Source organism: Castellaniella hirudinis, from assembly GCF_042651965.1.
Taxonomy (GTDB): Bacteria; Pseudomonadota; Gammaproteobacteria; order Burkholderiales; family Burkholderiaceae_B; genus Castellaniella; species Castellaniella hirudinis.
Genome location: NZ_JBHSDY010000007.1, coordinates 307,194 through 330,257, shown reverse-complemented (window position 1 = coordinate 330,257; position 23,064 = coordinate 307,194). Strand labels below are relative to the sequence as shown.

Annotated in this window: 17 protein-coding genes and 1 pseudogene; 9 read left to right on the top strand and 9 right to left on the bottom strand. The window is 62.3% G+C overall.

What is annotated here, in order from left to right:
* Positions 1 to 41: 41 nt before the first annotated feature.
* The 3 genes and pseudogenes from ACFO0J_RS17970 to ACFO0J_RS13025 form a co-directional block, all read right to left on the bottom strand.
* A pseudogene (locus ACFO0J_RS17970) lies at positions 42 to 182 on the bottom strand (competence protein CoiA family protein); the annotation flags it as partial.
* Positions 182 to 1,384 carry a Druantia anti-phage system protein DruA gene (locus ACFO0J_RS13030; protein WP_376813514.1) on the bottom strand — a complete coding sequence of 401 codons (1,203 nt, stop codon included), beginning with the start codon at positions 1,382 to 1,384 and terminating at the stop codon, positions 182 to 184. The pseudogene ACFO0J_RS17970 and the gene ACFO0J_RS13030, both read right to left, overlap by 1 nt.
* Entirely contained in the window at positions 1,381 to 6,642 is a 5,262-nt protein-coding gene (locus ACFO0J_RS13025; RefSeq protein ID WP_376813513.1) for a DEAD/DEAH box helicase, read from the bottom strand. Before ACFO0J_RS13025 ends, ACFO0J_RS13030 begins: the two co-directional genes overlap by 4 nt.
* 1,224 nt (positions 6,643 to 7,866) lie before the next feature.
* Here ACFO0J_RS13025 and ACFO0J_RS13020 point away from each other — a divergent pair.
* Positions 7,867 to 8,217 carry a Spx/MgsR family RNA polymerase-binding regulatory protein gene (locus ACFO0J_RS13020; RefSeq protein WP_376813512.1) on the top strand — a complete coding sequence of 117 codons (351 nt, stop codon included), beginning with the start codon at positions 7,867 to 7,869 and terminating at the stop codon, positions 8,215 to 8,217.
* Between the two features lie 288 nt (positions 8,218 to 8,505).
* Here the strand turns inward: ACFO0J_RS13020 and gyrB are convergent, their stop codons facing one another.
* Genes gyrB through dnaA form a run of 3 tightly spaced genes read right to left on the bottom strand, consistent with a single transcriptional unit; the run spans position 8,506 to position 13,560 of the window.
* A complete protein-coding gene (gyrB, locus tag ACFO0J_RS13015; protein ID WP_376813511.1) occupies positions 8,506 to 10,959 on the bottom strand; it encodes a DNA topoisomerase (ATP-hydrolyzing) subunit B in 2,454 nt (817 codons plus the stop codon).
* A gap of 50 nt (positions 10,960 to 11,009) precedes the next feature.
* Positions 11,010 to 12,122, bottom strand: a complete 1,113-nt coding sequence (gene dnaN / locus ACFO0J_RS13010) for a DNA polymerase III subunit beta (protein ID WP_376813510.1) — start codon at positions 12,120 to 12,122, stop codon at positions 11,010 to 11,012.
* A gap of 4 nt (positions 12,123 to 12,126) precedes the next feature.
* Entirely contained in the window at positions 12,127 to 13,560 is a 1,434-nt protein-coding gene (gene dnaA, locus ACFO0J_RS13005; RefSeq protein WP_376813549.1) for a chromosomal replication initiator protein DnaA, read from the bottom strand.
* Between the two features lie 252 nt (positions 13,561 to 13,812).
* On the opposite strand from dnaA, the gene rpmH reads away from it, so the two are divergent.
* The 5 genes from rpmH to mnmE all read left to right on the top strand — a co-directional run bounded on the left by rpmH (position 13,813) and on the right by mnmE (position 17,822).
* Positions 13,813 to 13,947, top strand: coding sequence for a 50S ribosomal protein L34 (gene rpmH, locus ACFO0J_RS13000; protein WP_043679136.1), 135 nt, complete (start codon positions 13,813 to 13,815; stop codon positions 13,945 to 13,947).
* 47 nt (positions 13,948 to 13,994) lie between these two features.
* A complete protein-coding gene (locus ACFO0J_RS12995) occupies positions 13,995 to 14,351 on the top strand; it encodes a ribonuclease P protein component (RefSeq protein WP_376813509.1) in 357 nt (118 codons plus the stop codon).
* On the top strand, positions 14,348 to 14,584 hold the full coding sequence (gene yidD / locus ACFO0J_RS12990) for a membrane protein insertion efficiency factor YidD (RefSeq protein WP_376813508.1): 237 nt from the start codon (positions 14,348 to 14,350) through the stop codon (positions 14,582 to 14,584). The genes ACFO0J_RS12995 and yidD overlap by 4 nt, the downstream gene beginning before the upstream one ends.
* A gap of 91 nt (positions 14,585 to 14,675) precedes the next feature.
* A complete protein-coding gene (gene yidC, locus ACFO0J_RS12985) occupies positions 14,676 to 16,349 on the top strand; it encodes a membrane protein insertase YidC (protein WP_376813507.1) in 1,674 nt (557 codons plus the stop codon).
* A 90-nt stretch (positions 16,350 to 16,439) separates the two neighbouring features.
* Positions 16,440 to 17,822, top strand: coding sequence for a tRNA uridine-5-carboxymethylaminomethyl(34) synthesis GTPase MnmE (gene mnmE, locus ACFO0J_RS12980; protein WP_376813506.1), 1,383 nt, complete (start codon positions 16,440 to 16,442; stop codon positions 17,820 to 17,822).
* Positions 17,823 to 17,867: 45 nt separating this feature from the next.
* Here mnmE and ACFO0J_RS12975 read toward each other — a convergent pair whose 3' ends face one another.
* Both ACFO0J_RS12975 and ACFO0J_RS12970 read right to left on the bottom strand, forming a co-directional pair.
* Positions 17,868 to 18,164 carry an antibiotic biosynthesis monooxygenase family protein gene (locus ACFO0J_RS12975; RefSeq protein WP_376813505.1) on the bottom strand — a complete coding sequence of 99 codons (297 nt, stop codon included), beginning with the start codon at positions 18,162 to 18,164 and terminating at the stop codon, positions 17,868 to 17,870.
* 95 nt (positions 18,165 to 18,259) lie between these two features.
* Complete coding sequence (locus ACFO0J_RS12970; RefSeq protein ID WP_376813504.1) at positions 18,260 to 19,375, bottom strand: NAD(P)/FAD-dependent oxidoreductase; 1,116 nt, start codon at positions 19,373 to 19,375, stop codon at positions 18,260 to 18,262.
* Between the two features lie 151 nt (positions 19,376 to 19,526).
* On the opposite strand from ACFO0J_RS12970, the gene ACFO0J_RS12965 reads away from it, so the two are divergent.
* Positions 19,527 to 20,417: an alpha/beta fold hydrolase gene (locus ACFO0J_RS12965; RefSeq protein ID WP_376813503.1), complete on the top strand. Its 891-nt coding sequence runs from the start codon at positions 19,527 to 19,529 to the stop codon at positions 20,415 to 20,417.
* Here ACFO0J_RS12965 and ACFO0J_RS12960 read toward each other — a convergent pair.
* Positions 20,340 to 21,224 (bottom strand): LysR family transcriptional regulator, encoded by an 885-nt coding sequence (locus tag ACFO0J_RS12960; RefSeq protein ID WP_376813502.1) that lies wholly within the window; start codon positions 21,222 to 21,224, stop codon positions 20,340 to 20,342. The two genes, ACFO0J_RS12965 and ACFO0J_RS12960, sit on opposite strands and share 78 nt — an antisense overlap.
* Positions 21,225 to 21,364: 140 nt before the next feature.
* On the opposite strand from ACFO0J_RS12960, the gene ACFO0J_RS12955 reads away from it, so the two are divergent.
* Both ACFO0J_RS12955 and ACFO0J_RS12950 read left to right on the top strand, forming a co-directional pair.
* A complete protein-coding gene (locus ACFO0J_RS12955) occupies positions 21,365 to 22,435 on the top strand; it encodes an alkene reductase (protein WP_376813501.1) in 1,071 nt (356 codons plus the stop codon).
* A 129-nt stretch (positions 22,436 to 22,564) separates the two neighbouring features.
* Positions 22,565 to 23,062, top strand: coding sequence for a MarR family winged helix-turn-helix transcriptional regulator (locus tag ACFO0J_RS12950; RefSeq protein WP_376813500.1), 498 nt, complete (start codon positions 22,565 to 22,567; stop codon positions 23,060 to 23,062).
* Positions 23,063 to 23,064 lie beyond the last annotated feature (2 nt).

Below are 23,064 nucleotides of genomic sequence, written 5' to 3'. Positions count from 1 at the left end.
GGGAAGTAGTTTTCGCAATCAGGCTTGGCACGGCGGCTGTAGTGCGCAAAGTGCGGCCGTCGCTCTCCCCCTGCGCGCCGAAGCACTCGTTCGCCACAGCATGGGCACGTCAAACCGAATCCGGATATGCCGCCCTGCCAGGCCGGCACATCATTGCCCAGGTAATCGCGTGCCCAGTCCATTATGCGACCCGTTCACCGTGTTTGCGTTTTATATGTACATTGGTACCGTCAAGCTCTCGAAGAAACTCCTCACTACGCCAAGTCTGGAACTCAGGCATTCGTTTTGCTCGTGGAATGACCCAACGCACTTTGGCCGCTTCCCCCATCTGCGCCGCTGTAGGTAAGTTATCGTACTTGACGTGCTTGTGATCCCCCCGGAGAAACTGGAGGGAGTTGGTTGCGAGTGAGCAAAAGAACACCTCTCGTACGAGCCCATGTTTTGCCATGTCTGGGTCCAGGCCCAGCAGACCAAACGCCTTACGTATCAGTCGAAGCCGATAGTTAGGCCCCTGACCGTAGCCATGTGAGTCGGCGTAGTGATGACCGACTGACCGGAGATATTCCCGTAATTCATTGAACAACTCGTCAGAAACGTGGAAATGCCCCCAGCCCGATGTCGAGCCGATTGGGTGGAAGATCGGCTGACCGTTAAGCTTCAGTCGGTTGTACAAGGACGAGCGCCCGAGCGCTGATGTAGTCGTGACCGCGACGAGCTTGGCATGCTTTGACTTGCCTGAGATCACACCAACAGAGTCGTGATACTTTGCCTGGAAGATGTCAACAACATCCTGGCTACGGATGAGTGACGCGATCAACTTGCCTCCGAGCAACATGTTATATGGCGGTACAGCTCCAAGAGCGTAGGCATCCATGAGGTTAACCATTGCGTCCATTCGACGATGATGGTCCCATCCGATGAAATCATCTCGGGCTCGGAGGTTGAATACGGCGTCTCCTAAAGCGAACAGACCCATGAGCTTGCCGTGGTAGTCATCCCACACAAGGAATCGCAAGCGGCGGCCGTAACCTTCTGAGATTGGTATTCTCCAGTAGTAGCTTGCAAATCTAAAAAGATCACCTTGCCAAGTGCCGGAGCGAACGAGCTCTATGCGAGGACAAATGCGTTCGACGTCAAGTTCGGCCCCAGATGCGAAGTGCTGGATCAAGCGATTAGATCGCGCTGCAATCCAGGCACGGTTGTCTGCGAGGCGTGAGTCTCGCTGATGCGCATGCATGTCGCGGTAACTTTGCTTGTCGAGGTTAGGCGGTATTAATGTACCGTCAGGAGCCTTCACGAACCCGAGTCGCTTAAAATGGGTACGTACTTTCCGCTTGAGGCGCGCTTCGTCACCCGGTAGCGCTATGACTAGGCCTGTCTTCATTCGATTTCTCTATAAGCACCAGGCAAATCGCGCGCAATTTCAAACGGGGAGAATGCACGGCGATTTGTCTCCGATGTGAATCCATAGTGTGTCGGATCGACCAACGATGGAAAGGAGAAGAACTGCACGTGCCTTCCCTGATGCGTGACTACGTAGGGGGCTGTGGCGGACGGTTCCTCTGACCAGCCTGCGAGCAGCATCATGTCTTTCAGCGGCTGCAGCGTGGATCTCTGCTCATCGAAGGATGGCGCTGCTGGTATGTAACCGTCGCGTGCATAGCGGAGCAGGTCAAGCGCTAAGTGACGGTCCAGTATGGAGTGATGGAAGCGATTTCCATAATGACGCAGGCATTTGTCGCACGAGGTCGAGCACGAGCATCGACTCAGTAGAACCTCAGCCTGTGCGAGGACTGCCTCAAAGTATTCTCCTGCTTGCGTCGCATAGCCGGCACCGCCAGAAAGCGTGTCATATACGAAGATGTCAGCGAAGTGTTCTTCACCGACGCGCACGAAGCGGAAGCCTGCGTTGATTTCACGGATGTCAATGTCCAGTTCTCGGCTTAAACCCAAGACGAATGCTTCTGCGAGCGATTGCAGCGCGTTTGAAATAGGCTCTCGTTCGGTTGTCTTCAAAGGGTCGAAGCGTAGAGGCATCGACAACGGAAGTCGCACAATGAGAACGTCGGATGAGAAGCTATAGCCCAGATATACCTGTTCGAACTCACCATTGCAGCGTCCCGTCCCGCGCGTGGATAGATAGTAATCTCGGTCGTGGGGGCCAACGTGTTGTGGATTAGATGCTGCCTTCCCGCAGCGATTACAGATTAGAAAGCCCGAATATTGTCCAGAGTCAGCCTCTCCCTTGTTGACCATCACAAGCTGCTGATCTCTTGCGAATCCGATGTCGCAGTGAACGCCCAGGCTCCGGAAGTCGAACGCGAGACTTCCAGCAGGTACGGACAGTTGTGCACTTGTTGCGTTCGTAAAGGTCTGCTCATCGTCGAACTCATCGACTTCCCCGCATCCCTCGGGAAAGACAACCTGCGGCTCGATAACCGATGCAGCTTCCAGAACGGTTGTACGACAAAGTGGACACTGCTCATTTTCCGGTGCTTCGCGTCTGAATCCGGATGTGTATTCGCATTCTGGACAATGTATGTAGTAACGGCGATCGTCGAAAAGACGCTCAGCTCGATTAACAATGGCGGTCGAACCGTTGGCAGCAACCGTTCCAACACGATAGGTCTTTTTATCGACTACGACGAGTCGGCCCGGTGCGTACTCAGATAGTGCGACGTTTAACCCCTGCTGAGGACGCTGCAGTATCTTTGGCCGCGTGAAATTTCCGCGTCTCTCTAGCTGTTCAATCTGTAGTACACACAGGTCGCGTGGAAAGGCGTAGGAAGGCAGGAATCCCTTGGCGAAGAGAAACTCGATAAGCTTTTCTTCAGCAGGATCCAACTCAGATACGCTCTTTGGCCGTTTGCGTTCCAGCTCAGCAACGAACTCATTAGCTACCTCGGCAGGTGATTTGCTGAACGACGTGGGCAACCAGCTACCCATGGTGGTGTAGCAGGCTTGTGCGGCCTGAGAGCCGGAAAGCCACTCGATAAATCCAGGTAAACTAAATGGGCCGGTACCACCATAGAAGTCCATCGTCTCACCCAGTACCGAGAACATGTCATCGCTCGTTGCGTTGAACTGCTGAGAGTGAAAGTACGCCTGTATGAGTTGTGCACGGATATGTCGTTCAACGATCTTTGGATTCGTCGTATCAACCCCGGGTAGAGTCGGTTCACCAGAAATTATTGGCTCTGGGTTTTCGAAATAGTGATTATCATGAGGACTGTTCTGAGCATAGGTGACGACCGTAGATACGGCCGATCCTCGTCGCCCGGCCCGTCCGGCTCGCTGCTGGTAGTTTTGCCGTAGCGGTGGTACGTTGCGTAGCCCCACGGCGACTAGGGAGCCGATGTCAATACCGACTTCCATTGTTGTCGTGCTGCTGAGGACATCAATCGATGTGTCGTTTCGTTCGACCAGAATGTCCCGGAAGCGGCGCTCGAATTCCTCGGTCGTTGTTGTAGAGTCGTCCACGTCTCGATAGGTGAGTTGGGCCGTATGCTCTTCCACCGATAGGTTGAATGGGCTTGTCTTTCCCTCCAGTATGTCGTTGACTGGATCTCGGAAGAACGCCTTGCGGGCACGTAGGTACTGTGTCGCTCCAGGGCGAACGGCAGTCACTCCGTCAGCTAGGCAGTTTGGACAATGTCCCCACCATTCGACCGGCGACACGGTGGCGCACTGCCCGCATTGGTACCAATCGTGCTGATCTGATGCGAGTTTTAGGGCGAGCCTGCCCGGGACGATAAAAGAGCCAGAGCGTCCTGGATGTTTTTGGCACAAGGCTGAAGTCAGCGTCTCGAAGACCTGCTCCAGTTCTGGTAGTCGAGCACGCAAAAACGCCTGTTGTCTTGCCGAGAAGCCGCCATTTCGGTCCAGGCCTCCCCCGATGGGATAGCCGGCGGCTTGCAATCTGACGCCAGGGGGCAAATCCGCATCTACGGCAAAGTTGCTGGCAAAGCTTTGAATCCATGCTACCCACACAGCATGGAGATGTGTTTCGTTGATGCCTGGCAACTCCGCGAGAATTTGTCGACGCACTCGCCGTATAGGCTCAATGTGTGCCAGCGTCAGTGCGCTCAATGAGTAAAACGGCGACCCTAGATGCCGGAGGAGGAGCGAGGAGAACCGTGGCGGTTTGGCTGGGGGCGACTCTTCAAGCGCATCGCGCAATTCGCCCAGGTAGTGGCGGCGATGGTCGAGTACATCTCGCTGTAGTCGTTCCCGGTCAGCGCCGTCAAACAGCAATAGGGCGTTCTTTGCTAGCACATGCAGCAAAGCAACGTACATATGATCACCGAGTGTGGCCTCGCGCTGGAGTTCGTGCAGTTCTCTCGAAGCCAGGAGTAATAATTGTCGGAAGACATCGTTCTCAATCTCGCGCGGAATGTCTCTTGCTAGACGTGCCGCTTTCTGGCGACCGTCGGAGAAGAGTAGCGATTTACGGCCGCCATTCGGTGAACGGTCTGTTTTTTGTTGCGTAATGGGTTGCAGTTCGACCTGTGTCCGGATTAACTGGGCGAATGGTGCTTCACCCTTTGTGGCCAAATCCATGATCTTGGTCGAACCGGCCTGCCACCGCCGTGTGCACACGGGGCACTCTTGTTTGAAGGACAGCGTCTGCTGTCCTGAAATCGCCACAGGACTATCAGGTCGGATAAGCGCGAGGTATTGGTCCAGTTCCTCTGCAGCGGGCGGTGCCTGAACAACAAGTCTTCCTGTGGTTGTGTGGAGCCAAACGTGAGAGCCTTCCATCCGCCCATGGGCCTCGGTCGCACGACGGTCGAGCTCTACCAGGAAATGCGCCTCCATCAGGCCGCCCGATCCCCACAGGCCGTTGGATGGCTGGTGCCAGAGGAACGTTCCGAATTGATCCTCAACGTATCCTCGTATGAATGCAGTTCCGCAATCGCGATGCGTCAGCACTTCGTACACGCGTGCGCCGCACTTGCATCGAAGCATCGGCTCCGAGTAGAGCTTTCCAAGCCTCCCCGAAGGGACTGAAGGGTCTTTGGCACTGCAACTAGCATTGGTGCAGGCATAGATGCCTGTAATGCCGCGGAAGAACAAATGCGAGCGTACTGGTGCGTACACGCGTCCGCTATGCTGCTCCTTAGCGAACGACATGAGCGCCAGGGTTGCCTCCATTGCTGCCTCAGCATCGCCTGATCCAGGGAAGGCCAAAGTTGCGATGGCACGGAGTTTTTGCGGATGTTCCGTCACCAGGTTCGCAACGAGCGCTGCGGGACCAAATGATTGAAGCCATTGATAGACTGCCTGTTGAAGTGCAGCCTGATCACATCCGGCACTCCGGTCTGATTTTTGGCCTAGCGCTTTTAGCAGCGTACTAAATTCGGTTGTGGCCTTGTCCGGGTCGAGTGCAGACTCGTGCAGTGCTGAGATGTCGAAACGAGCTAATGCTGCTGCCTCTGACTTTGTCGCGGGTCTCTCCCCTGACTTCTTCAGTTGCTCGCCTCGGATGAGCGTGAATTCGCGTTGACCCTTGGTAAGGCCACTTAGATCTGCAGCGAAAGCCTGCATACGTGTAGTAGCTTCGGCTGTCTTGCCAAGGCTTGCACTGGTCAAAATGTACCGCACTCGATCCCGGCTGACCCCCAGGCGTGCATGAAGCCTTCGGAGGAGGTATGCAACTTCGGCGCCCCCCGAGCCGCGATACATGTGGGCCTCATCAAGCACGACAGTGAAATAGTTTGATTGGTCGGCAGCCAACCAGGCCGCCGTTTGATCGAAGATGCTTCGTTCGATCGGCCGCAGCAGCATGTATTCCAGCATCGAATAGTTAGTGACGAGCAAGTCAGGGCAACGTGCCTGCATCTCGCTGCGTGACAGCAGCTCAGAGTCGTTGGGGCCGGTTACGAAGGAGGAGTCTACGAAGGCCTCAAGATCCTTGGCCGGCCACTTACCTTCTCGATCGAGCCGCTCCCTGGCTTCTTCGGGAAGGTCGAGATAGGCATGTTGCACTAATGGTTGCAGACGGGATTGATCACGTGCTTTGCTGGCCACTCCGGGATACGGCGTTCGGCTTGTGTACATCCCAAATGTTGCGCGGCCAGGTCGCCTGCCGCGGATGTGTTCAGCAACATTTTGCTGGCCCATCAGGCGCCGTAGCCGTGAAAGCTGATCGTTGACCAGCGCATTCATCGGGTACAGCAGCAGTGCCCGGCAGCCGGGGTTTAGCCAAGAATCCGGCCGCTCGGAGGACTCGATGGCGAGCGATCCGAGGATCGGCATAAGGAAACACTCTGTCTTGCCGGAGCCGGTGCCGGTGGCGACGATGACCTCCTCACCACGACCAAGGAATGACTCAAGCGCATCCGCCTGGTGTTTGTAGGGTCGCTTGGGAATTCCGGTTCCAGCTTGCTCAGCAGCAAGCTCAAGCACGGCCTTAGCTGCCGATGGAATTTTCATCTGGGCATACGTGTTCCCTGCGACATAGAACGGCGTCCCCTCGATACGGGGCTCTTGAAATGTTATGCCTTCGGACTCCAACAGCCGTTTGCGTCCTTCGATCAGGCTTTCATCCCAGATATGGTATTGGGCTTCCAGATATCGATGCAGGGTCCCCTTCATCCCATCAAAGACAGTGCGGGCAGAGTAGGTCTTGGAGTCACTCATGGTGTTTTATCTCGCAACTGAGTTCTTGAAGCGATTCTAGTAGCACAGGCAGACAGGTCGGGGCACAACACGTCCAGACGCGTCCAAACGATCTTGGATGTTCTGTACAAAGCGCCACGAGTAAGCGCCTTATTGATGGAGGAGGCGCCACGGCCAGAGAAATCGAAGTCGTACCGGAAATGGTTGTGATGGTGGTCGCCAACGGCTTATTCTGCAGAGCCGCAAGTCCGAATTGAAATCGGGCCGCATCGAAGACCTGAGGCCCCTCTAGAAACTCTCTTCCTGCTTCGTACTTTCCAAGGAAATAGCGGTAGTGCGCCGTACTGCGCCGTGCACGAAATAGCCCGACTCCGCGCCAATCGCATGCGAGATTGCTCCCTGCTGGAAGCCAAACCGCTTCGTGACACCGCTCGCCAGATTGTCGGACAGCGAACACTTGCAGGTTATCAGCGACAAAGGATGGGGCGAGTGTCTCCATTGCCGAATTGATAGTGATCTGGGTCCACGAGCGTGCGTCGTTTCCGTCGCTTCCTCGCCAAGCCGCCTGTGATTGCTTGGGCAGTGCAGTTGTGCCGACATGACTCATCATCCGTCCCTTTCCGGGCCGAAGCACGCCAGCAAAGTGCCGTTGCAGTTCCGATGTCGGGTGCGGGCCTACCAAGAGGAGGCAATCAGGGCCCAACTCAACAACACGGAGGGGCGCAGCAGTCCAATATCCGCCGCCCAGCGGCTCAGCCTCGCGTAGGAGTTGCATGGTTTTGAGGGCTTCTTTCATTGACGACGCCAAGCCGGCTCGCTCGAATAAAAGGCGAAGCTTCGTGACGTGCGTTTCGCTCGCTGTATCAGCGGCCACGAACGTCGCGGCACAAATCGCGCCACGGGCAAACTCGAGCGAATCAAGTACTGGCGTGGCCGATGTGTATGAAGTCGGGGACGTCATGGACGCCGCGCGAATAGTTAGAGACTGGGTGTAACCAACCATGTTTCTTTATAGCACAACGCTACATGATCAGTACCCTATCTGAGCTACTGGCCACCCTAGTTTGGGAGGTGATATTGGCCGCAAAATTCGTGAATGATTGGCCCAACTATAGCGCTGGCGCAACGCAGGTTGTGGACCGCTTACGGCCATTGCAGTCCCATCGAGTATCGTCATGCACTAGACTTGCTGTCTATGTACACTGTCTAAGAAAAGGTCCACACCCCAAAAATGAGCAGTCCGACATGACGGTTACCATCTACGGAATCAAGAACTGCGACACGATGAAGAAGGCCTTCACCTGGCTTGGTGTGCATGGCATTGATTTCACATTTCACGATTATCGCGTCGCGGGCATCACCCGCGCCGAAGTCGCGGCGTGGGTTGCCGAAGCAGGGCTCGACAAGGTGCTGAACAAGGCGAGCAAGACGTTCCGTGTCCTGCCTGAAGCGGTACGCGACGGTCTGGATGAAGCCAGAGCGATCGACCTGATGGTCGCAGAGCCGACGATGATCAAGCGCCCGGTGCTGACGATGCCGCACGGCATTGAAGTCGGTTTCAAGCCCGAGCGCTACGCAACGATTTTCGGGCTTTGAGCGCGGCGGCGCACTATTTTGACTATCTCGTCGGGGCGACTGTCGCAGCGGGCCGCTGGCGACCGCGCATAAACAGGATCAGTCCCTTCAGGGTCGAAAGCTGTCATGTGCGAAACCCTCAGCCGCAACGGATGATTGGCGAGGCGGCGTAAAGCGATCAGTTGTCACGTGACTTTGACCCGAAGAAAAAGGGCCACCTACTGGTGACCCCAAGATCTATGCTCAAACGAGTAAGAGTAAATCTAACTTACATGAGACGGATCTAAGCTTTCGCGAGATCCTACAGGATTACACGTCAATATTCCCCGCCTGCAGCGCATGCGTTTCAATGAACGCGCGGCGCGGTTCGACGTTGTCGCCCATCAGGGTGACGAAGATCTCGTCGGCGGCGATGGCGTCTTCGATCTGCACGCGCAGCAGGCGGCGCACGGTCGGGTCCATGGTGGTTTCCCAGAGCTGTTCCGGGTTCATTTCGCCCAGGCCCTTGTAGCGCTGCTTGCTGATGCCGCGTTCGGCTTCGGCGCGCAGCCATTGCATGACTTCGCGGAAGTCGGCGACGGGTTTTTCCTTCATCTTGTCGCCGGTGCCCCGGCGCACGACGGCGCCTTCGCCCATCAGGCCCAGGAAGGTCTTGGCCGTGCGGGCCAGGACCGCGTAGTCGCCGCCGCGCACGAAATGGCGGTCGAACACGCTGACGCGCAGATTGCCGAAGTGCGGGCGGATGACCGCCAGGCGCCAGGCTTCTTCGATCTCGTCGTACTGGGCTTCCACATGCACGCCGTGCGGGTCGGCCGGGTCATGCAGGGCCTGTTCCAGGGCGGCGGCGCTGGCGCGCGCGGCGGCTTCGTCCACCAGGCTGAGCTGCACGCCTTCGGCCATGGCCGACAGGGCCTCGGCGTCCAGGATGCGCGACAGGCGGGCAATGACCGAATCGGCGGTGACGTATTGGCGGGCCAGGTCCAGCAGGGCGTCGCCGGCGATCGGCGTGGCGCCGGCGCTGGGCGTGAGTTCCGTGTCCTTGAGCGCCAGATGCAGCATGAACTGGGCTTCTTCGGCGTCGTCCTTCAGATAGCGTTCGTCGCGGCCGACCTTGACCTTGTAGAGCGGCGGCTGGGCGATGTAGACGTAGCCGCGCTCGATCAGCGCCGGCATCTGGCGATAGAGCAGGGTCAGCAGCAGGGTGCGGATGTGGGCGCCGTCCACGTCCGCGTCGGTCATGATGATGATGCGGTGGTAGCGCAGCTTGTCGATGTTGAAATCCGGCCCGATGCTGGTGCCCAGGGCGGTGATCAGGGTGGTGATCTGCTCGCTGGACAGCAGCCGGTCGAAGCGCGCCTTTTCGACGTTCAGGACTTTGCCGCGCAGCGGCAGGATGGCCTGGAATTTACGGTCGCGGCCCTGTTTGGCGGAACCGCCGGCCGAGTCGCCCTCCACAATGTAGATTTCGCACAGGGCGGGGTCCTTTTCCTGGCAGTCGGCCAGCTTGCCGGGCAGGCCGGCGCCTTCCAGGACGCTCTTGCGGCGGGTCATCTCGCGGGCCTTGCGGGCGGCCTCGCGGGCGCGGGCGGCTTCGACGATCTTGGAGCACAGCGCGCGCGCGTCGTTGGGGTTTTCGAGCAGCCAGGTTTCCAGGGTGCGGCTGACGGCTTCTTCGACCGCGGGGCGGACTTCGCTGGAGACGAGCTTGTCCTTGGTCTGGCTGCTGAACTTGGGCTCGGGCACCTTGACGGACAGCACGCAGGCCAGGCCTTCGCGCATGTCGTCGCCGGTGGTGTCGACCTTGGCTTTCTTGGCCAGTTCGTTGTCGGTGATGTACTTGTTCAGCACCCGGGTCATGGCGGCGCGCAGGCCGGTCAGGTGGGTGCCGCCGTCGCGTTGCGGGATGTTGTTGGTGAAGCACAGCACGGTTTCGGCGTAGCTGTCGTTCCATTGCATGGCGACTTCGACGCCCACGCGCGTGCCGCCGGCCTCGGATTCGGTCGTCACGGCAAAGATATTGTCGTGCAGGACGGTCTTGGCGCGGTTGATGTACTGGACGAAGCCCTTGACCCCGCCCAGGAAGGCCAGGTTCTCGTCCTGGCCGGTGCGCTCGTCCACCAGGCGGATCTTCACCCCGTTGTTCAGGAAGGACAGTTCGCGCAGGCGGCGCGCCAGGACTTCATAGGTGTAGTCGATGTTGGCGAAGATTTCGGCATCGGCCAGGTAGTGGACCCGGGTGCCGGTGCGCTCGGCCTGGCCGGTGACGGCCAGCGGGGCGACTCGTTCGCCGCGCCGGAATTCCATATTGTGTTCTTCGCCGTTGCGCCAGATGGTCAGGCGCAGCCATTCGGACAGGGCGTTGACGCAGGACACGCCCACGCCGTGCAGGCCGCCGGAGACCTTGTAGGAGTTCTGGTCGAACTTGCCGCCGGCGTGCAGCTCGGTCATGACGATTTCCGCCGCGCTGCGGTGGTGTTCGTCGTCCTTGTGGATGGCGGTGGGAATGCCGCGGCCGTTGTCCGTGACCGAGATGCTGTTGTCGGCGTGGATGGTGACGACGATGTCGTCGCAATAGCCCGCCAGCGCTTCGTCGATGGCGTTGTCTACGACCTCAAAGACCATGTGGTGCAGGCCGGTGCCGTCGGACGTATCGCCGATGTACATGCCTGGGCGCTTGCGTACGGCTTCCAGGCCCTTGAGCATCTTGATCGAGTCGGCGCTGTAGCCGGCGGCTGCGGCGTTCTGGGGGGTGAGGTCTGACATGAAAATCCTGTAGTTGAGTCCGTCGGCGGGGCGGGCGTGTGCGGGCGGCCCTAGATGCGCATCGGCATGACGACGTACTTGAATTCCTCGTCGTTGGCCAGCGTGATCAGCACGGAGGCGTTGGCGTCGGGCTGGACGGACCAGCGCACGGAATCGGTCTTGATGTTGGACAGCACGTCGAGCAGGTAGCTGACGTTGAAGGCCACGTCCAGCGATTCCTGGGCGTAATCGACTTCGAGTTCTTCGCGCGCTTCTTCCTGTTCGGCATTGGACGAGGACAGGCGCAGCAGATTGTCGCCCAGTTGCAGGCGCACGCCCTTGAGCTTGTCCGTGGTCAGGATGGCGGTGCGCTGCAGGGCCGACTGGAGGACGTCGCGGGCGATGTCGAAGTGCCGGGTGTAGCCGGAGGGAATGACGCGGCGGTAGTCGGGGAACTTGCCCTCGACCAGCTTGGAGACGACCTCGATGTCGTCGAAGCGGAAGCGGATCTGGCCGGTCGTGACGTCGATCTGCACGGCGGCCTGTTCGTCGTCGGACAGCAGGCGCTGCATTTCGTGGATGGTCTTGCGCGGGATGATCACGTCCAGCGCGGATTCCTGGCCTTCGACGGCGATGCCGCTGTGGGCCAGCCGGTGGCCGTCGGTGGCCACGGCGCGCACGCGGCCGGGTTCCAGCACCAGCAGCAGGCCGTTCAGGTAGTAGCGGATGTCCTGCTGCGCCATGGCGAAGTGCACCTGGTTGAACAGGTTTTTCAGGGCCTTCTGGGACATGGAGAAGGACGCCGACCATTGTTCGGCCTGGGTGACCGTGGGGTAGTCGGCCGCGTCCAGGGTCTGCAGGGCAAAGCGGCTGCGGCCGGCCTGGACGGTGAGCTTGGCCTCGTCCAGGGACAGCCGGACGTCGCCCGACTCGGGCAGGGCGCGCAGGATGTCGAGCAGCTTGCGGGCCGCCACGGTGGTGGACTGGACCTCGTCGCCCACGCCGAAGTCCGCCCGGGTGGTGATCTGGACTTCCAGGTCGTTGGCCAGGAACTCGAGCTGATTGCCTTGTTTGCGGATCAGCACGTTGGCGAGGATGGGCAGCGTGTTGCGCCGTTCGACGATCCCCACCACCATCGTCAGGGGCTTGAGCACGGCATCGCGGGTCGCTTGAATGAGTTGCATCTTCTTATCCTTTGAGGGTTTGCTCGAGTACGTGGAGTGCGTGGTTCAGCTCGGTCTGCTTGGCGCGCAGATCGGTGATCTTGCGCACCGCGTGCAGCACGGTGGTGTGATCGCGTCCGCCGAACAGGTCGCCGATTTCCGGCAGGCTCTTCTGGGTGAGTTCCTTGGCCAGGTACATGGCGATCTGACGCGGCAGGGCGATATTCGCGGGCCGACGCTTGGAATACATGTCGGCGACCTTGATTTTATAGAAATCAGCCACGGTCTTCTGGATGTTCTCCACCGTGATCTGGCTGTTGGACACCGACAGCAGATCTTTCAGGGCTTCCTTGCAGACTTCGACGGTGAGCACGTCGCGGCCGTGGAAATTGGCGTAGGCCGACACTTTGCGCAGGGCGCCTTCGAGTTCGCGCACATTGCTGCGCAAGTGCTTGGCGATGAAGAAGGCGACCTCTTCGGGCATGACGATGCGCTCGGCCTGGGCCTTGCGCAGCAGGATGGCCACGCGCATTTCCAGTTCGGGCGGCTCGATCGCCACCGTCAGGCCCCAGTCGAAGCGCGAAATCAGGCGGTTGTCGATGTTCGACAGTTCCTTGGGGTAGGTGTCCGAGGTGATGATGATCTGCTTGCGCTGGGCCACCATTGCCTCGAAGGCGTAGAAGAATTCTTCCTGGGTGCGGTTCTTGCCGGCGAAGAACTGGATGTCGTCGATCAGCAGCAGGTCCAGCGAATGGTAGTAGCGCTTGAAGTCATCGAAGGCGCGGCGGTGGTAGGCCTTGACCACGTCGGAAATGTACTGGTCCGCGTGGACGTAGCGCACCCGCGTGCTGGCGCCGCTAGACAGCAGGGCGTTGCCGATGGCGTGGATCAGGTGGGTCTTGCCCAGGCCGACGCCGCCGTACAGGAACAGCGGGTTGTAGGACACGCCGGGGTTTTCGGCGACCTGCATGGCCGCCGCGCGAGCCAGCTGGTTGGCCTTGCCGATGACGAAGTTGTCAAAGGTCAGGTCCCGGTTCAGGCGGGAATGGTCCTGGATGGATTCGTCCGTGGCGACCTGCACGGGGGCGGGCTGGGGCGCGGCTGTGTGCACGGCGGGCGCGGCCACGACGGGGGCCGCCGCAACGGCTTCCGCGGCCCGGATCGGGGCGGACGGCGCGGGCTGGGCCGCCGGCGGCGCAACGGTACGGCCTGCCGGCGCAGACAGTTCGAACTGGACCTGCACCGCCTGGGAATACCAGTCGGAGGCCATGGATTCCAGGCGGGTGGAGAAGTTCTTGCGAACCCAGTCGAGCTTGAAGCGGTTGGGCGCACCGATTCTCAGGACCGCGAGTTCCTCGTCGTAGTCGAGGAGTACCAGGGGCCGGATCCAGGCGTTGATCTGTTGCGGGGGAAGTTCCTGTTCCAGTCTCTGGACGCAGGCCTGCCAGAATTCATTCATAACGGTCATCTTGCCAAACCTCGATTCTACCCTTTCCCGCCCAAAGTTATCCACAGGCCTGTCGGGCGGCGGCGATCGGGCAGGGGGGCGGATACGCCCAAGTGATTGACACAACTTCAAAAATTTGATGAAATACTGGGCTTTTCGATGCCGTGGGCAAATTGTGCCTGTCGGCTTTGTCCCGGACTGAGTTCCGGGATCCGTCCCGGGGACTGCCCCGGACCCTTTGCCCCGAGCTCTTTTGGATCCATCATGAAACGCACTTTTCAGCCCTCCGTTACCCGTCGCAAGCGCACCCATGGGTTTCGCGTGCGCATGAAGACCCGTGCCGGCCGCGCCGTCCTGAGCGCCCGCCGCGCCAAGGGCCGCAAGCGTCTGGCCGTCTGATTTTCCTTCCGGGGTCATGCTTCCGGCATGACCCCGGAATGATCGCCATGCCTACCGCTTTTCCTCCGGCGGCCCGGCTGCATCGCCCCTCGGAATACGCGGCTGCCCTGAAAGGGCGGCGTATCGCCCGAGGGGCTTTGTTCGTGGTGTCCGGCCCGCGCGGTGCGGCCGAAGGCCCTGCCCGGCTGGGTCTGGTGGTGCCCAAGCGCTACGCCCCCCTGGCGGTGACCCGCAACGCCATCAAACGCGTGCTGCGCGAAGCCTTTCGCCTGCACCGGGGCGCGCTGCCCGATGGCGACCTGGTGTTCCGTCTGGTGAACCGTCCCCCTGCGCTCAGCCTGACCGCCCTGAAACGCCAAGTCCGGACCGAGGCCGACGCCCTGCTGGCGCGGATTGCGTCATGATGCGCGCCCTGTTCATCGCCCCGATCCGCTTCTACCGGTATTTCCTGAGTCCCTGGGTGGGGCAGCAGTGCCGCTTTACCCCGACGTGCTCGGCCTACGCCATCGAGGCCATCGAAACCCATGGGGTGGCACGGGGGCTGTGGCTGGGCACGCGGCGCATCGGCCGCTGTCATCCCTGGTGCCAGGGCGGCCACGATCCGGTGCCGCCCGCGCGCGGCGCAGGCCGCCCGTGAGGCCGGCCGGGGGCTGTTAGGGCCGCAGTCAGGATTGCTACGTTAAACTGGTGGGCTTTTGCCCCGTACCCATACGAAAAAACAGGCGCCAATGGACATTCGACGCACCATCCTCTGGATGATCTTTTCTTTTTCGCTGCTGCTGCTGTGGAACAACTGGCAGGTCTACCAGGGCCAGCCGTCGCTGTTTTCCCTGACGCCGCCCGCCGCCGAGCAGTCCAAGACCGCCCAGTCCGGAGACGGACAGCCCGCCGGCGTGCCGGCTGCCGCCGCCACGGCTCAGCCCGGGGCGCCCGCGACGGTGCCGGGTTCGGCTGCGGAACCCGTGGGGCAGAAGGTCCATCTCAAGACCGAGGCCTATGACCTGACCTTCGACACCACCGGCGCCCAACTGGTGCAGGCCGAGTTGTTGAAGTACAAGGCGCTGGATGGCGAGGGCGGCCCGATGTTCCTGCTGAACGACCAGCCGGGCGACATGTACGTCGCCCAGACCGGCGTGGTCGGCCCGCAGGGCAGCAGTTATCCGACGCACCTGACGCCGTTCTCGCTGGTGACGCCGGAACCCGTCGTCAAGGGCAACACCGTGGAAATCGCCTTCGAGGCCACGGCCGATCAGGTGAAGGTGGTCAAGACCTTCATCGTGCCGCGCGATGGCTACGATATCCGCGTGCGCCATGACATCAGCAACCTGGGCGACCAGCCGATCGATCCCTCGCTGTATCTGCAATTGACGCGCGACGGCAACGATCCCCCGAATACTTCGGGCTTCTACAGCACCTTCACGGGCGCGGCGGTGTACTCGTCGGAAGACAAGTTCCAGAAGGTGAAGTTCGACGAGATCGCCAAGGGCAAGGGCAGCTACATCCAGCAGGCCGACAACGGCTGGATCGGCATCGTGCAGCATTATTTCGCCAGCGCCTGGGTGCCGCCCCAGGGCACGGTGCGCACCAACCAGGCGCTGCGCCTGGCCGACAATCTGTACGCCATCCGTACCATCGAGCAGGTCGGCACGATCGCCCCGGGCGCTCAACAGACGGTCGAGGCCAATCTGTGGGTTGGCCCGCAGGATCAGAAGGCCATGAATGCCGTGGCGCCGGGCCTGGACGTCGTGGTGGACTATGGCTGGGTGACCATCATCGCCAAACCCATGTTCCATTTCATGACCTGGCTGCACGGGCTGCTGGGCAACTGGGGCTGGACCATCGTGGTGCTGACGCTGCTGATCAAGGCCGTCTTCTACCCGCTGTCGGCCGCCAGCTACCGCTCGATGGCGAAGATGAAGCTGGTTGCTCCGCGCATGCAGCACCTGAAGGAAAAGTTCGGCGACGACAAGGCCAAGCTGAACGCCGCCATGATGGAGATGTACCGCACCGAAAAGATCAACCCGCTGGGCGGCTGCCTGCCGATGCTGGTGCAGATCCCGGTGTTCATCGCGCTGTACTGGGTGCTGCTGGGCAGCGTGGAAATGCGCGGCGCGCCCTGGATTCTGTGGGTCCACGACCTGTCGGTGCGCGACCCCTGGTTCATCCTGCCGGCGATCATGATGGCGACGATGTTCCTGCAGATCAAGCTGAACCCGACGCCGCCCGATCCGACCCAGGCGAAGATCATGATGATCATGCCGCTGGTGTTCGGCGGGATGATGTTCATGTTCCCGGCCGGCCTGGTGCTGTACTGGTGCGTGAACAACATCATTTCCATCATCCAGCAGCGCATCATCATGCTGCGGCTGGATCGGGAGAAGGCGGCTGCGGCATCGAGCTGATGCTAGACTGTTTTTGCCTTCGAAACGGTGCTCCTCGGGGCGCCGTTTTTGTTTTGTGCCGTTGAGCCCAACCCCTGTTTCCGGTGACGCATGAGCGCTTTTTCCGCCGACCCCATCATCGCCATTGCCACGGCGCCCGGCCGGGGCGGGATCGGCGTCATTCGCGTGTCCGGTCCGGATCTGAGGGCCTGGGCTGAAGCGTTGTGCGCGCAACCCCTGCAGCCTCGTCATGCCCACTACCTGCCGTTTCGCGATCGGCGCGGCGAGACCCTGGACGAAGGACTGGCGCTGTTCTTTCCCGGCCCGCATTCCTACACCGGCGAGGACGTGCTGGAACTGCAAGGCCACGGCGGTCCCGCCGTGCTGCGGCGCGTGCTGGAGGATTGCCTGGCGCGGGGCGCAGCCATCGGCCTGCGCCTGGCGCAGCCGGGTGAATTCACCCAGCGCGCCTTCCTGAACGACCGCCTGGACCTGGCCCAGGCCGAGGCCGTGGCCGACCTGATCGAGGCCAGTTCCACCGCTGCGGCGCGCAGCGCCATGGCGTCCCTGTCGGGCGCGTTTTCCGCCGAGGTCGATGCCTTGAGCGAGCGCATCGTGCAGTTGCGCATGCTGGTCGAGGCGACCCTGGATTTCCCCGAGGAAGAAATCGACTTCCTGGAAAAGTATCAGGCGGCTGATCGCCTTGGCGCGGTGACCGCCGCGCTGGCCGGCGTGCTGCGCACCGCCCGCCAGGGACTGGTGCTGCGCGAAGGGCTGCACGTGGTGCTGGCGGGCCAGCCCAACGTCGGTAAATCCAGTCTGCTGAACGCCCTGGCGGGCGAGGACGTCGCCATCGTCACGCCGATTGCCGGCACCACGCGCGATCGCGTCGTGCAGCAGATCCACATCGACGGCATCCCCCTGCACATCGTCGACACGGCCGGCCTGCGCGAAACCGAGGACACCGTCGAGCGCATCGGCATCGAGCGCAGCTGGGCCGAGATCGCCCGCGCCCAGGTGATTCTGCACCTGCAGGATGCGCGGCACCCGGACGATCCGCTGGACGCGGAGATCGTGCAGCGCTTGCCCGATGGGGTGCCGGTGTTGAGGGTGTGGAACAAGGTTGATCTTCTGCCGTCGCCGCCATCATCGTCGGATGTTGTTGCGGCAACGGCCGATGATGCTCCGCTACACATCTCCGCCCACACCGGCGCAGGCCTGGACGCCTTGCGCGCCCGGCTGCTGGCCATCGCCGGCTGGACCCCGGGGACCGAATCTCCCTGGCTGGCGCGCGAGCGCCACGTGCATGCGCTGGAAGCGGCGCGGGCGCATCTGCAAGCGGCTGCAGGGCATGCCGCGCATAGCGATCAGGTCCTGGACCTGTTCGCCGAGGAACTGCGCCTGGCGCACGAGGCGCTGTGCGGGATCACGGGGCAGTTCACCAGCGATGATTTGCTGGGGGAGATTTTTTCTAGGTTTTGTATCGGGAAGTAGCTGGCTCAACACACCGGCCGTCCGGCCCGTTGCGGCCGGCGTCCCTTATTCCTCCACCACCACCTCCGAATGCACCACCTCCGGCGCTTTCTCGAAGAATCCGCCCACCAGTCCGCGCCAGGCCTGGAAATCCTCGGACTGGCGGAAATGCACCATGTGGTCGTCCAGGGTCTCCCAGTACACCATCAGCACGTATTGCTCGGGTTTTTCGACGATGTGGTGCAGTTCGACGCGGGTGCAGCCGCGGGCGCGGTGAAAGAGCGGCAGCGCCTGGCGGACGCCGGCTTCGAAGTCGGTCTGGGTGCCGGGTTTCACGGTGATGTGGGCCATTTCGCGGATCATGTCGGATTCCTGTGAACAAGGGTTGAAGGCGATGCCATGATTATGCATCGTGTTGTGCGCTGTGCCGGCGGACCAGTCGATCCGCGCGCATCGGGTCAGGGATTCTCCAGCCGCGTCATCACTTCGTCGGCAAGGGCCAGGCTGGCGGTCAGGCCTGGGGATTCGATGCCGTACAGGTTGACCAGGCCGGGGACGCCGTGCGCGCGCGTGTCCTGGATCAGGAAATCGGCGTCCTGGCCGGCGGGTACGATCAGTTTAGGGCGGATGCCGGCGTAGTCGGGATGCAGGGCGTCGTCGCGCAGGTCGGGCCAGTAGCGGCGGATGGCGGCGTAGAAGCCGTCGGCGCGGGCGGGGTCGACGGTGTAGTCGATGGCGTCGATCCATTCGACGTCGGGGCCGAAGCGGGCCTGTCCGCCCAGGTCCAGGGTCAGGTGCACGCCCAGGCCGCCGGGTTCGGGGACGGGATAGATCAGGCGGGAAAACGGGGCCTTGCCCGACAGGGCGTAGTAGTTGCCTTTGGCGTAGCGGCCGGCGGGGATGCTGTCGGGCGGCAGGCCGTCGAGGGCGGCGGCGACGGCTTGGGCGTACAGGCCGGCGCAGTTGATGACGCGGCGGGCGATGAGTTCCATGGGTTCGTCGCCGCCGACGCGCAGCAGGATGCCTTCGTCGGACGGCAGGACCCGGCCTGACAGGACGGGGGATCGCAAGGCCAGCAGGCCGCCGGCGGATTCCAGGTCGCCTTGCAGGGCGAGCATCAGGCCGTGGCTGTCGATGATGCCGGTGGACGGCGATTCCAGCGCGGCAATGCAGCGCAGTGCGGGCTCGCGTGCTTGCGCTTGGCCGGCATCCAGTCGGCGCAGGTCGTGCACGCCATTGGCGGCGGCCGCCGTGCTGATGCGTTCCAGGGCGCCGAATTGCGCTTCGTGGGTGGCGACGATGAGTTTGCCGCAGCGTCGGTGATGGATGCCGTGGGATGCGCAATAGTCGTACAGCATCCGGCGGCCCTGGACGCACAGCCGGGCCTTGAGCGAGCCGCGCGGGTAGTAAAGGCCGGCGTGGATGACTTCGCTGTTGCGCGCGCTGGTGCCGGTGCCGATGGCGGATTCGGCTTCGAGCACCAGGGTCTCCAGCCCGGCCTGGGCGCAAGCGCGCGCGACCGCCAGCCCGACGACACCGGCGCCGATGACGACGCAGTCGATGCAATCGGTCATAGTGGTTTCCTGAGGATTTTCCTGATTGTAAGGATGATGCCACCCGCGTGTCCCACGGCGCAGGGACGGATCAGGCTGTCCCGGTTTCGTGGCTATGCGGCGTGCGTCCGGGGTCCTAGCATGGCCCGGATTGCTGAACAGGAGAACAGGCATGGCATTCATCACGACGAAAGACCAAGTGCGGCTGCATTACGAGGACTGGGGGACGGGGCGCCCTGTGGTGCTGCTGCATGGATGGCCTCTGGACGCGGCGAGCTGGGAATATCAGGCGCTGCATCTGGCTGCCGCCGGCTATCGGGTCATCACCTATGACCGGCGGGGATTCGGCCGCTCGGACCGTCCCTGGGGCGGATATGACTATGACACGCTGGCCGCCGACCTGGACGCCCTGATAAGAGCGCTTGATCTGCACGAGGCCGCGCTGGTGGGGTTTTCGATGGGCGGCGGCGAGGTGGCGCGCTACCTGTCGACGTATGGTGCGGCGCGGGTGTCCCGGGTCGTGCTGCTGGCGGCGGTGACGCCGGGTCTGGCCCAGGCGCCGGATCGTCCCGAGGGCGTGCCGGGCGAGGTGTTCGACGGCTTGTTCCAGGCGCTGGAGCAGGATCGGATCGGTTTTCTGGGCGCTTATTCCAAGACGGTGTTTCGGCCGGATGAAGACGAAACGGTGAACGAGGCGCGCCGCCATTGGTATCTGGACATGGCCTTGCGCGCCAGTCCCAGGGCGGTCGTCGAGACGGCAAGATCCTGGGCCGGAACCGATTTTCGCCAGGATATGCGAGCCTTCACGATCCCCACGCTGGTGATCCATGGCGCGGAGGACACGAGCGTCCCGCCGGCGCTGGCCGGTCGGGCATCCGCGCGCATGATTCCGGGGGCCCGCTACCTCGAATATCCGCAGGCGGGGCATTTCCTGATTGTGGACAAGGCGGCGCGGGTCACGCGCGATGTGCTGGATTTTCTGGGTTCAGAGCCAGCGGTCGGGGAACCGGGCGCAGAGAAAGTCGATGAAGGTCGAGACCTTGGCGTTGACCAGGCGGCGTGAGCGGTGCAGGGCCCAGAGTTCGACCTGACGGTCGGGCAGCGGGCCCCAGATTGCCAGGCCCTCGGAGGCGGGGCCGGGACGGACCATGGACTGAGGGATCAGGGCCGCGCCGGCGCCGGCGCGCACGGCGTCCCTGACCATGATCAGCGAGGACAGGACCAGGCGTGGCACGGGGTTGACCGTGCGTGAGGTCTTGCCGTCCAGGAAGACCCAGGGGCCTTGGTCTGACGTGTTGTTCAGGGTGACGGCGGGGATGTCGGGGATGTCCGCCGCGCCGCGTGTCCGGCGCGGACGCCGCAGCCCGGCGGGTGCGACGAGGAGCATCCGGTCGCGGGCGAAGCAGCGTCCGACCAGGGTCGAGTCGGGGTGCGGGTTGACGCGGATGGCGATGTCGTAGCCGTCTTCGACCAGATCGACGCGGCGGTCTTCTGCGCGGATGTCGAGCCGCACGTCGGGATAGCGTCCGGCGTATTCGGTGGACAGCGTGCCCATCAATGTGTGGGAGAACAGTACGGGCGCACTGATGCGCAGCGTGCCGCGCGGCGCGGTGTGCCCGCCGGACACGGAGGCGCCTGCCTCGGCCAGGTCGGCCAGCAGCGTGTGCGTGCGTTCGTACAGGACGGCGCCTTCTTCGGTGAGTCGCAGGGCGCGCGCGCCGCGCTCGATCAGGCGGACCCCGAGACTCTGCTCCAGATCCATGATGCGCCGTGACAGCGTGGCTTTTGCGCGGCCGCTGCTGCGGCTGGCCTTGCCAAAGCCGCCGTGCGTGGCGACAAGGTCGAAGTCGCTCAGCGAGGAAAGATCCATGTCCGTTCCATTTTCAAGACGATCTGTCGGTATTTTATGGTCTATCGGCTCTTTATGAAACGACTTAATGTGATGACAGAGCGAGTTCACCGGTGCGGCGAGTCCGTCCGTTCGCTTTCATTCAATCAGGAGCATTTGAAATGACGACATTATGGAATCCAATCCGGCTGGGCGATCTGACCCTGCGCAATCGCCTGGCGCAGGCGCCGATGACGCGCAGCCGCGCGGGCGACGATGGCACGCCGGGCGATCTGGCGCCCGAGTATTACGCCCAGCGAGCGGCCATGGGTCTGCTGATCGCGGAAGGCACGCAGCCCAGCGCCGACGGCCAGGGTTATCTGAATTCCCCGGGGCTGCATGAAGACGCCCATGTCGAGGGCTGGCGCCGGGTGACCCGGGCGGTGCGCGAGGCAGGCGGGCATCTGTTCATCCAGTTGATGCATGCCGGGCGGATGTCCCACCCGGACAACACGCCGCACCACCGGCAGGCGCTGGCGCCTTCGGCGATCGCGGCGGACGCCCGCATGTACACGCCGTCGGGCATGCACGACGTGCCGGCGCCGCGCGCCATGGCCTTGTCTGATATCGAACAGACGATCGAGGACTATGCCGCCGCTGCCGCACGGGCGATGGACGCCGGGGCGGACGGGGTCGAGATCCATGGCGCCAATGGTTATCTGATCCAGCAGTTCCTGGCGCCCAATGCCAATGCGCGCACGGACGCGTATGGCGGCTCCATCGAGAACCGCGCGCGTTTCGCCGTGGAGGTCGCGGCGGCGGTGGCGGACCGGATCGGCGCCGGCCATACGGGGATGCGCCTGTCGCCCGGCGGGACGCTGGGCGGCATCGATGAGGGCCCGGAGAGCGCGGACCTGTATCGGCATCTGGTGGCGCGCCTGGCGCCGCTGGGCCTGGCCTATCTGCACGTGGTCCAGGGGCCGGACGAGGCCTTGCTGCGGGACATCCGCCGCACGTGGTCGTCCGTGCTGATCGTCAACCGGCCGGGCCGCGATCGGGGGACCCTGTCGTCCGACCTGGATGCGGGGCTGGCCGATATGGTGTCGGTGGGCCGGATCGCGCTGGCCAATCCGGACCTGCCGATGCGCATCCGCGAAAACCTGGCGCTGAACGAGCCGGACCCCGCGACGTTCTATGGCGGTGGGGCGCAGGGCTACACGGACTATCCGGTGTTTCAGGCCGAGACCGCCTGACGCGGCGGCACAGCCGCGCAGCGGGCGGCGGGCCATTGCGCCGGCGCTCGCTGCCGTGCCGGGTTCTTCTGGAATTGCCGGATAAAAATATCGCTTGCTATTAAATAGCGCGCTATATAAAATGAATCCATGAATCGCTCTGCCGCCCCTGCCGCTGAAACACTGCCCTCCAGCCTGACGCTGGATGCGCAGCTCTGTTTCGCGTTGTATTCGGCGCAACTGGCCATGGGCAAGATCTATCGGCGGCATCTGGCGGATCTGGGTCTGACCTATCCGCAATATCTGGTGATGCTGGTGCTGTGGGAAGCCGACGGCCAGACGGTCACGGCGCTGGGCGAACGCCTTTATCTGGATTCGGCCACGCTGACGCCTTTGCTCAAGCGCTTGCAGGCCATGGGCTTGTTGCGCCGCGATCGCGCGGCGGATGACCAGCGCCAGGTGCGGGTGACGCTGACCCAGGCCGGACGCGATCTGTGGCGCCGCGCCGGCGATGTCCCCAAGAGCGTGCTGTGCGCGACAGGCTGTTCGCCCGGTCACGCCCGGGTGCTCAAGGCCGAATTGGAAGAATTGCGGGCGCATTTGCTGGCCGCGTCCGCAAGCCCTGAAAACCGCGCGGCGCCGGACTGACC

Excerpts from the sequence above, each read along its gene's own strand:
- ACFO0J_RS13030 (WP_376813514.1), bottom strand. The coding sequence starts at position 1,384 with ATGAAGACAGGCCTAGTCATAGCGCTACCGGGTGACGAAGCGCGCCTC.
- rpmH (WP_043679136.1), top strand. The coding sequence starts at position 13,813 with ATGAAACGCACTTTTCAGCCCTCCGTTACCCGTCGCAAGCGCACCCAT.
- ACFO0J_RS12950 (WP_376813500.1), top strand. The coding sequence starts at position 22,565 with ATGAATCGCTCTGCCGCCCCTGCCGCTGAAACACTGCCCTCCAGCCTG.
- gyrB (WP_376813511.1), bottom strand. The coding sequence starts at position 10,959 with ATGTCAGACCTCACCCCCCAGAACGCCGCAGCCGCCGGCTACAGCGCC.
- ACFO0J_RS13025 (WP_376813513.1), bottom strand. The coding sequence starts at position 6,642 with ATGAGTGACTCCAAGACCTACTCTGCCCGCACTGTCTTTGATGGGATG.
- ACFO0J_RS12955 (WP_376813501.1), top strand. The coding sequence starts at position 21,365 with ATGACGACATTATGGAATCCAATCCGGCTGGGCGATCTGACCCTGCGC.
- dnaN (WP_376813510.1), bottom strand. The coding sequence starts at position 12,122 with ATGCAACTCATTCAAGCGACCCGCGATGCCGTGCTCAAGCCCCTGACG.
- mnmE (WP_376813506.1), top strand. The coding sequence starts at position 16,440 with ATGAGCGCTTTTTCCGCCGACCCCATCATCGCCATTGCCACGGCGCCC.
- ACFO0J_RS12975 (WP_376813505.1), bottom strand. The coding sequence starts at position 18,164 with ATGATCCGCGAAATGGCCCACATCACCGTGAAACCCGGCACCCAGACC.
- ACFO0J_RS12970 (WP_376813504.1), bottom strand. The coding sequence starts at position 19,375 with ATGACCGATTGCATCGACTGCGTCGTCATCGGCGCCGGTGTCGTCGGG.
- dnaA (WP_376813549.1), bottom strand. The coding sequence starts at position 13,560 with ATGAATGAATTCTGGCAGGCCTGCGTCCAGAGACTGGAACAGGAACTT.
- ACFO0J_RS12995 (WP_376813509.1), top strand. The coding sequence starts at position 13,995 with ATGCCTACCGCTTTTCCTCCGGCGGCCCGGCTGCATCGCCCCTCGGAA.
- yidD (WP_376813508.1), top strand. The coding sequence starts at position 14,348 with ATGATGCGCGCCCTGTTCATCGCCCCGATCCGCTTCTACCGGTATTTC.
- ACFO0J_RS13020 (WP_376813512.1), top strand. The coding sequence starts at position 7,867 with ATGACGGTTACCATCTACGGAATCAAGAACTGCGACACGATGAAGAAG.
- yidC (WP_376813507.1), top strand. The coding sequence starts at position 14,676 with ATGGACATTCGACGCACCATCCTCTGGATGATCTTTTCTTTTTCGCTG.
- ACFO0J_RS12965 (WP_376813503.1), top strand. The coding sequence starts at position 19,527 with ATGGCATTCATCACGACGAAAGACCAAGTGCGGCTGCATTACGAGGAC.
- ACFO0J_RS12960 (WP_376813502.1), bottom strand. The coding sequence starts at position 21,224 with ATGGATCTTTCCTCGCTGAGCGACTTCGACCTTGTCGCCACGCACGGC.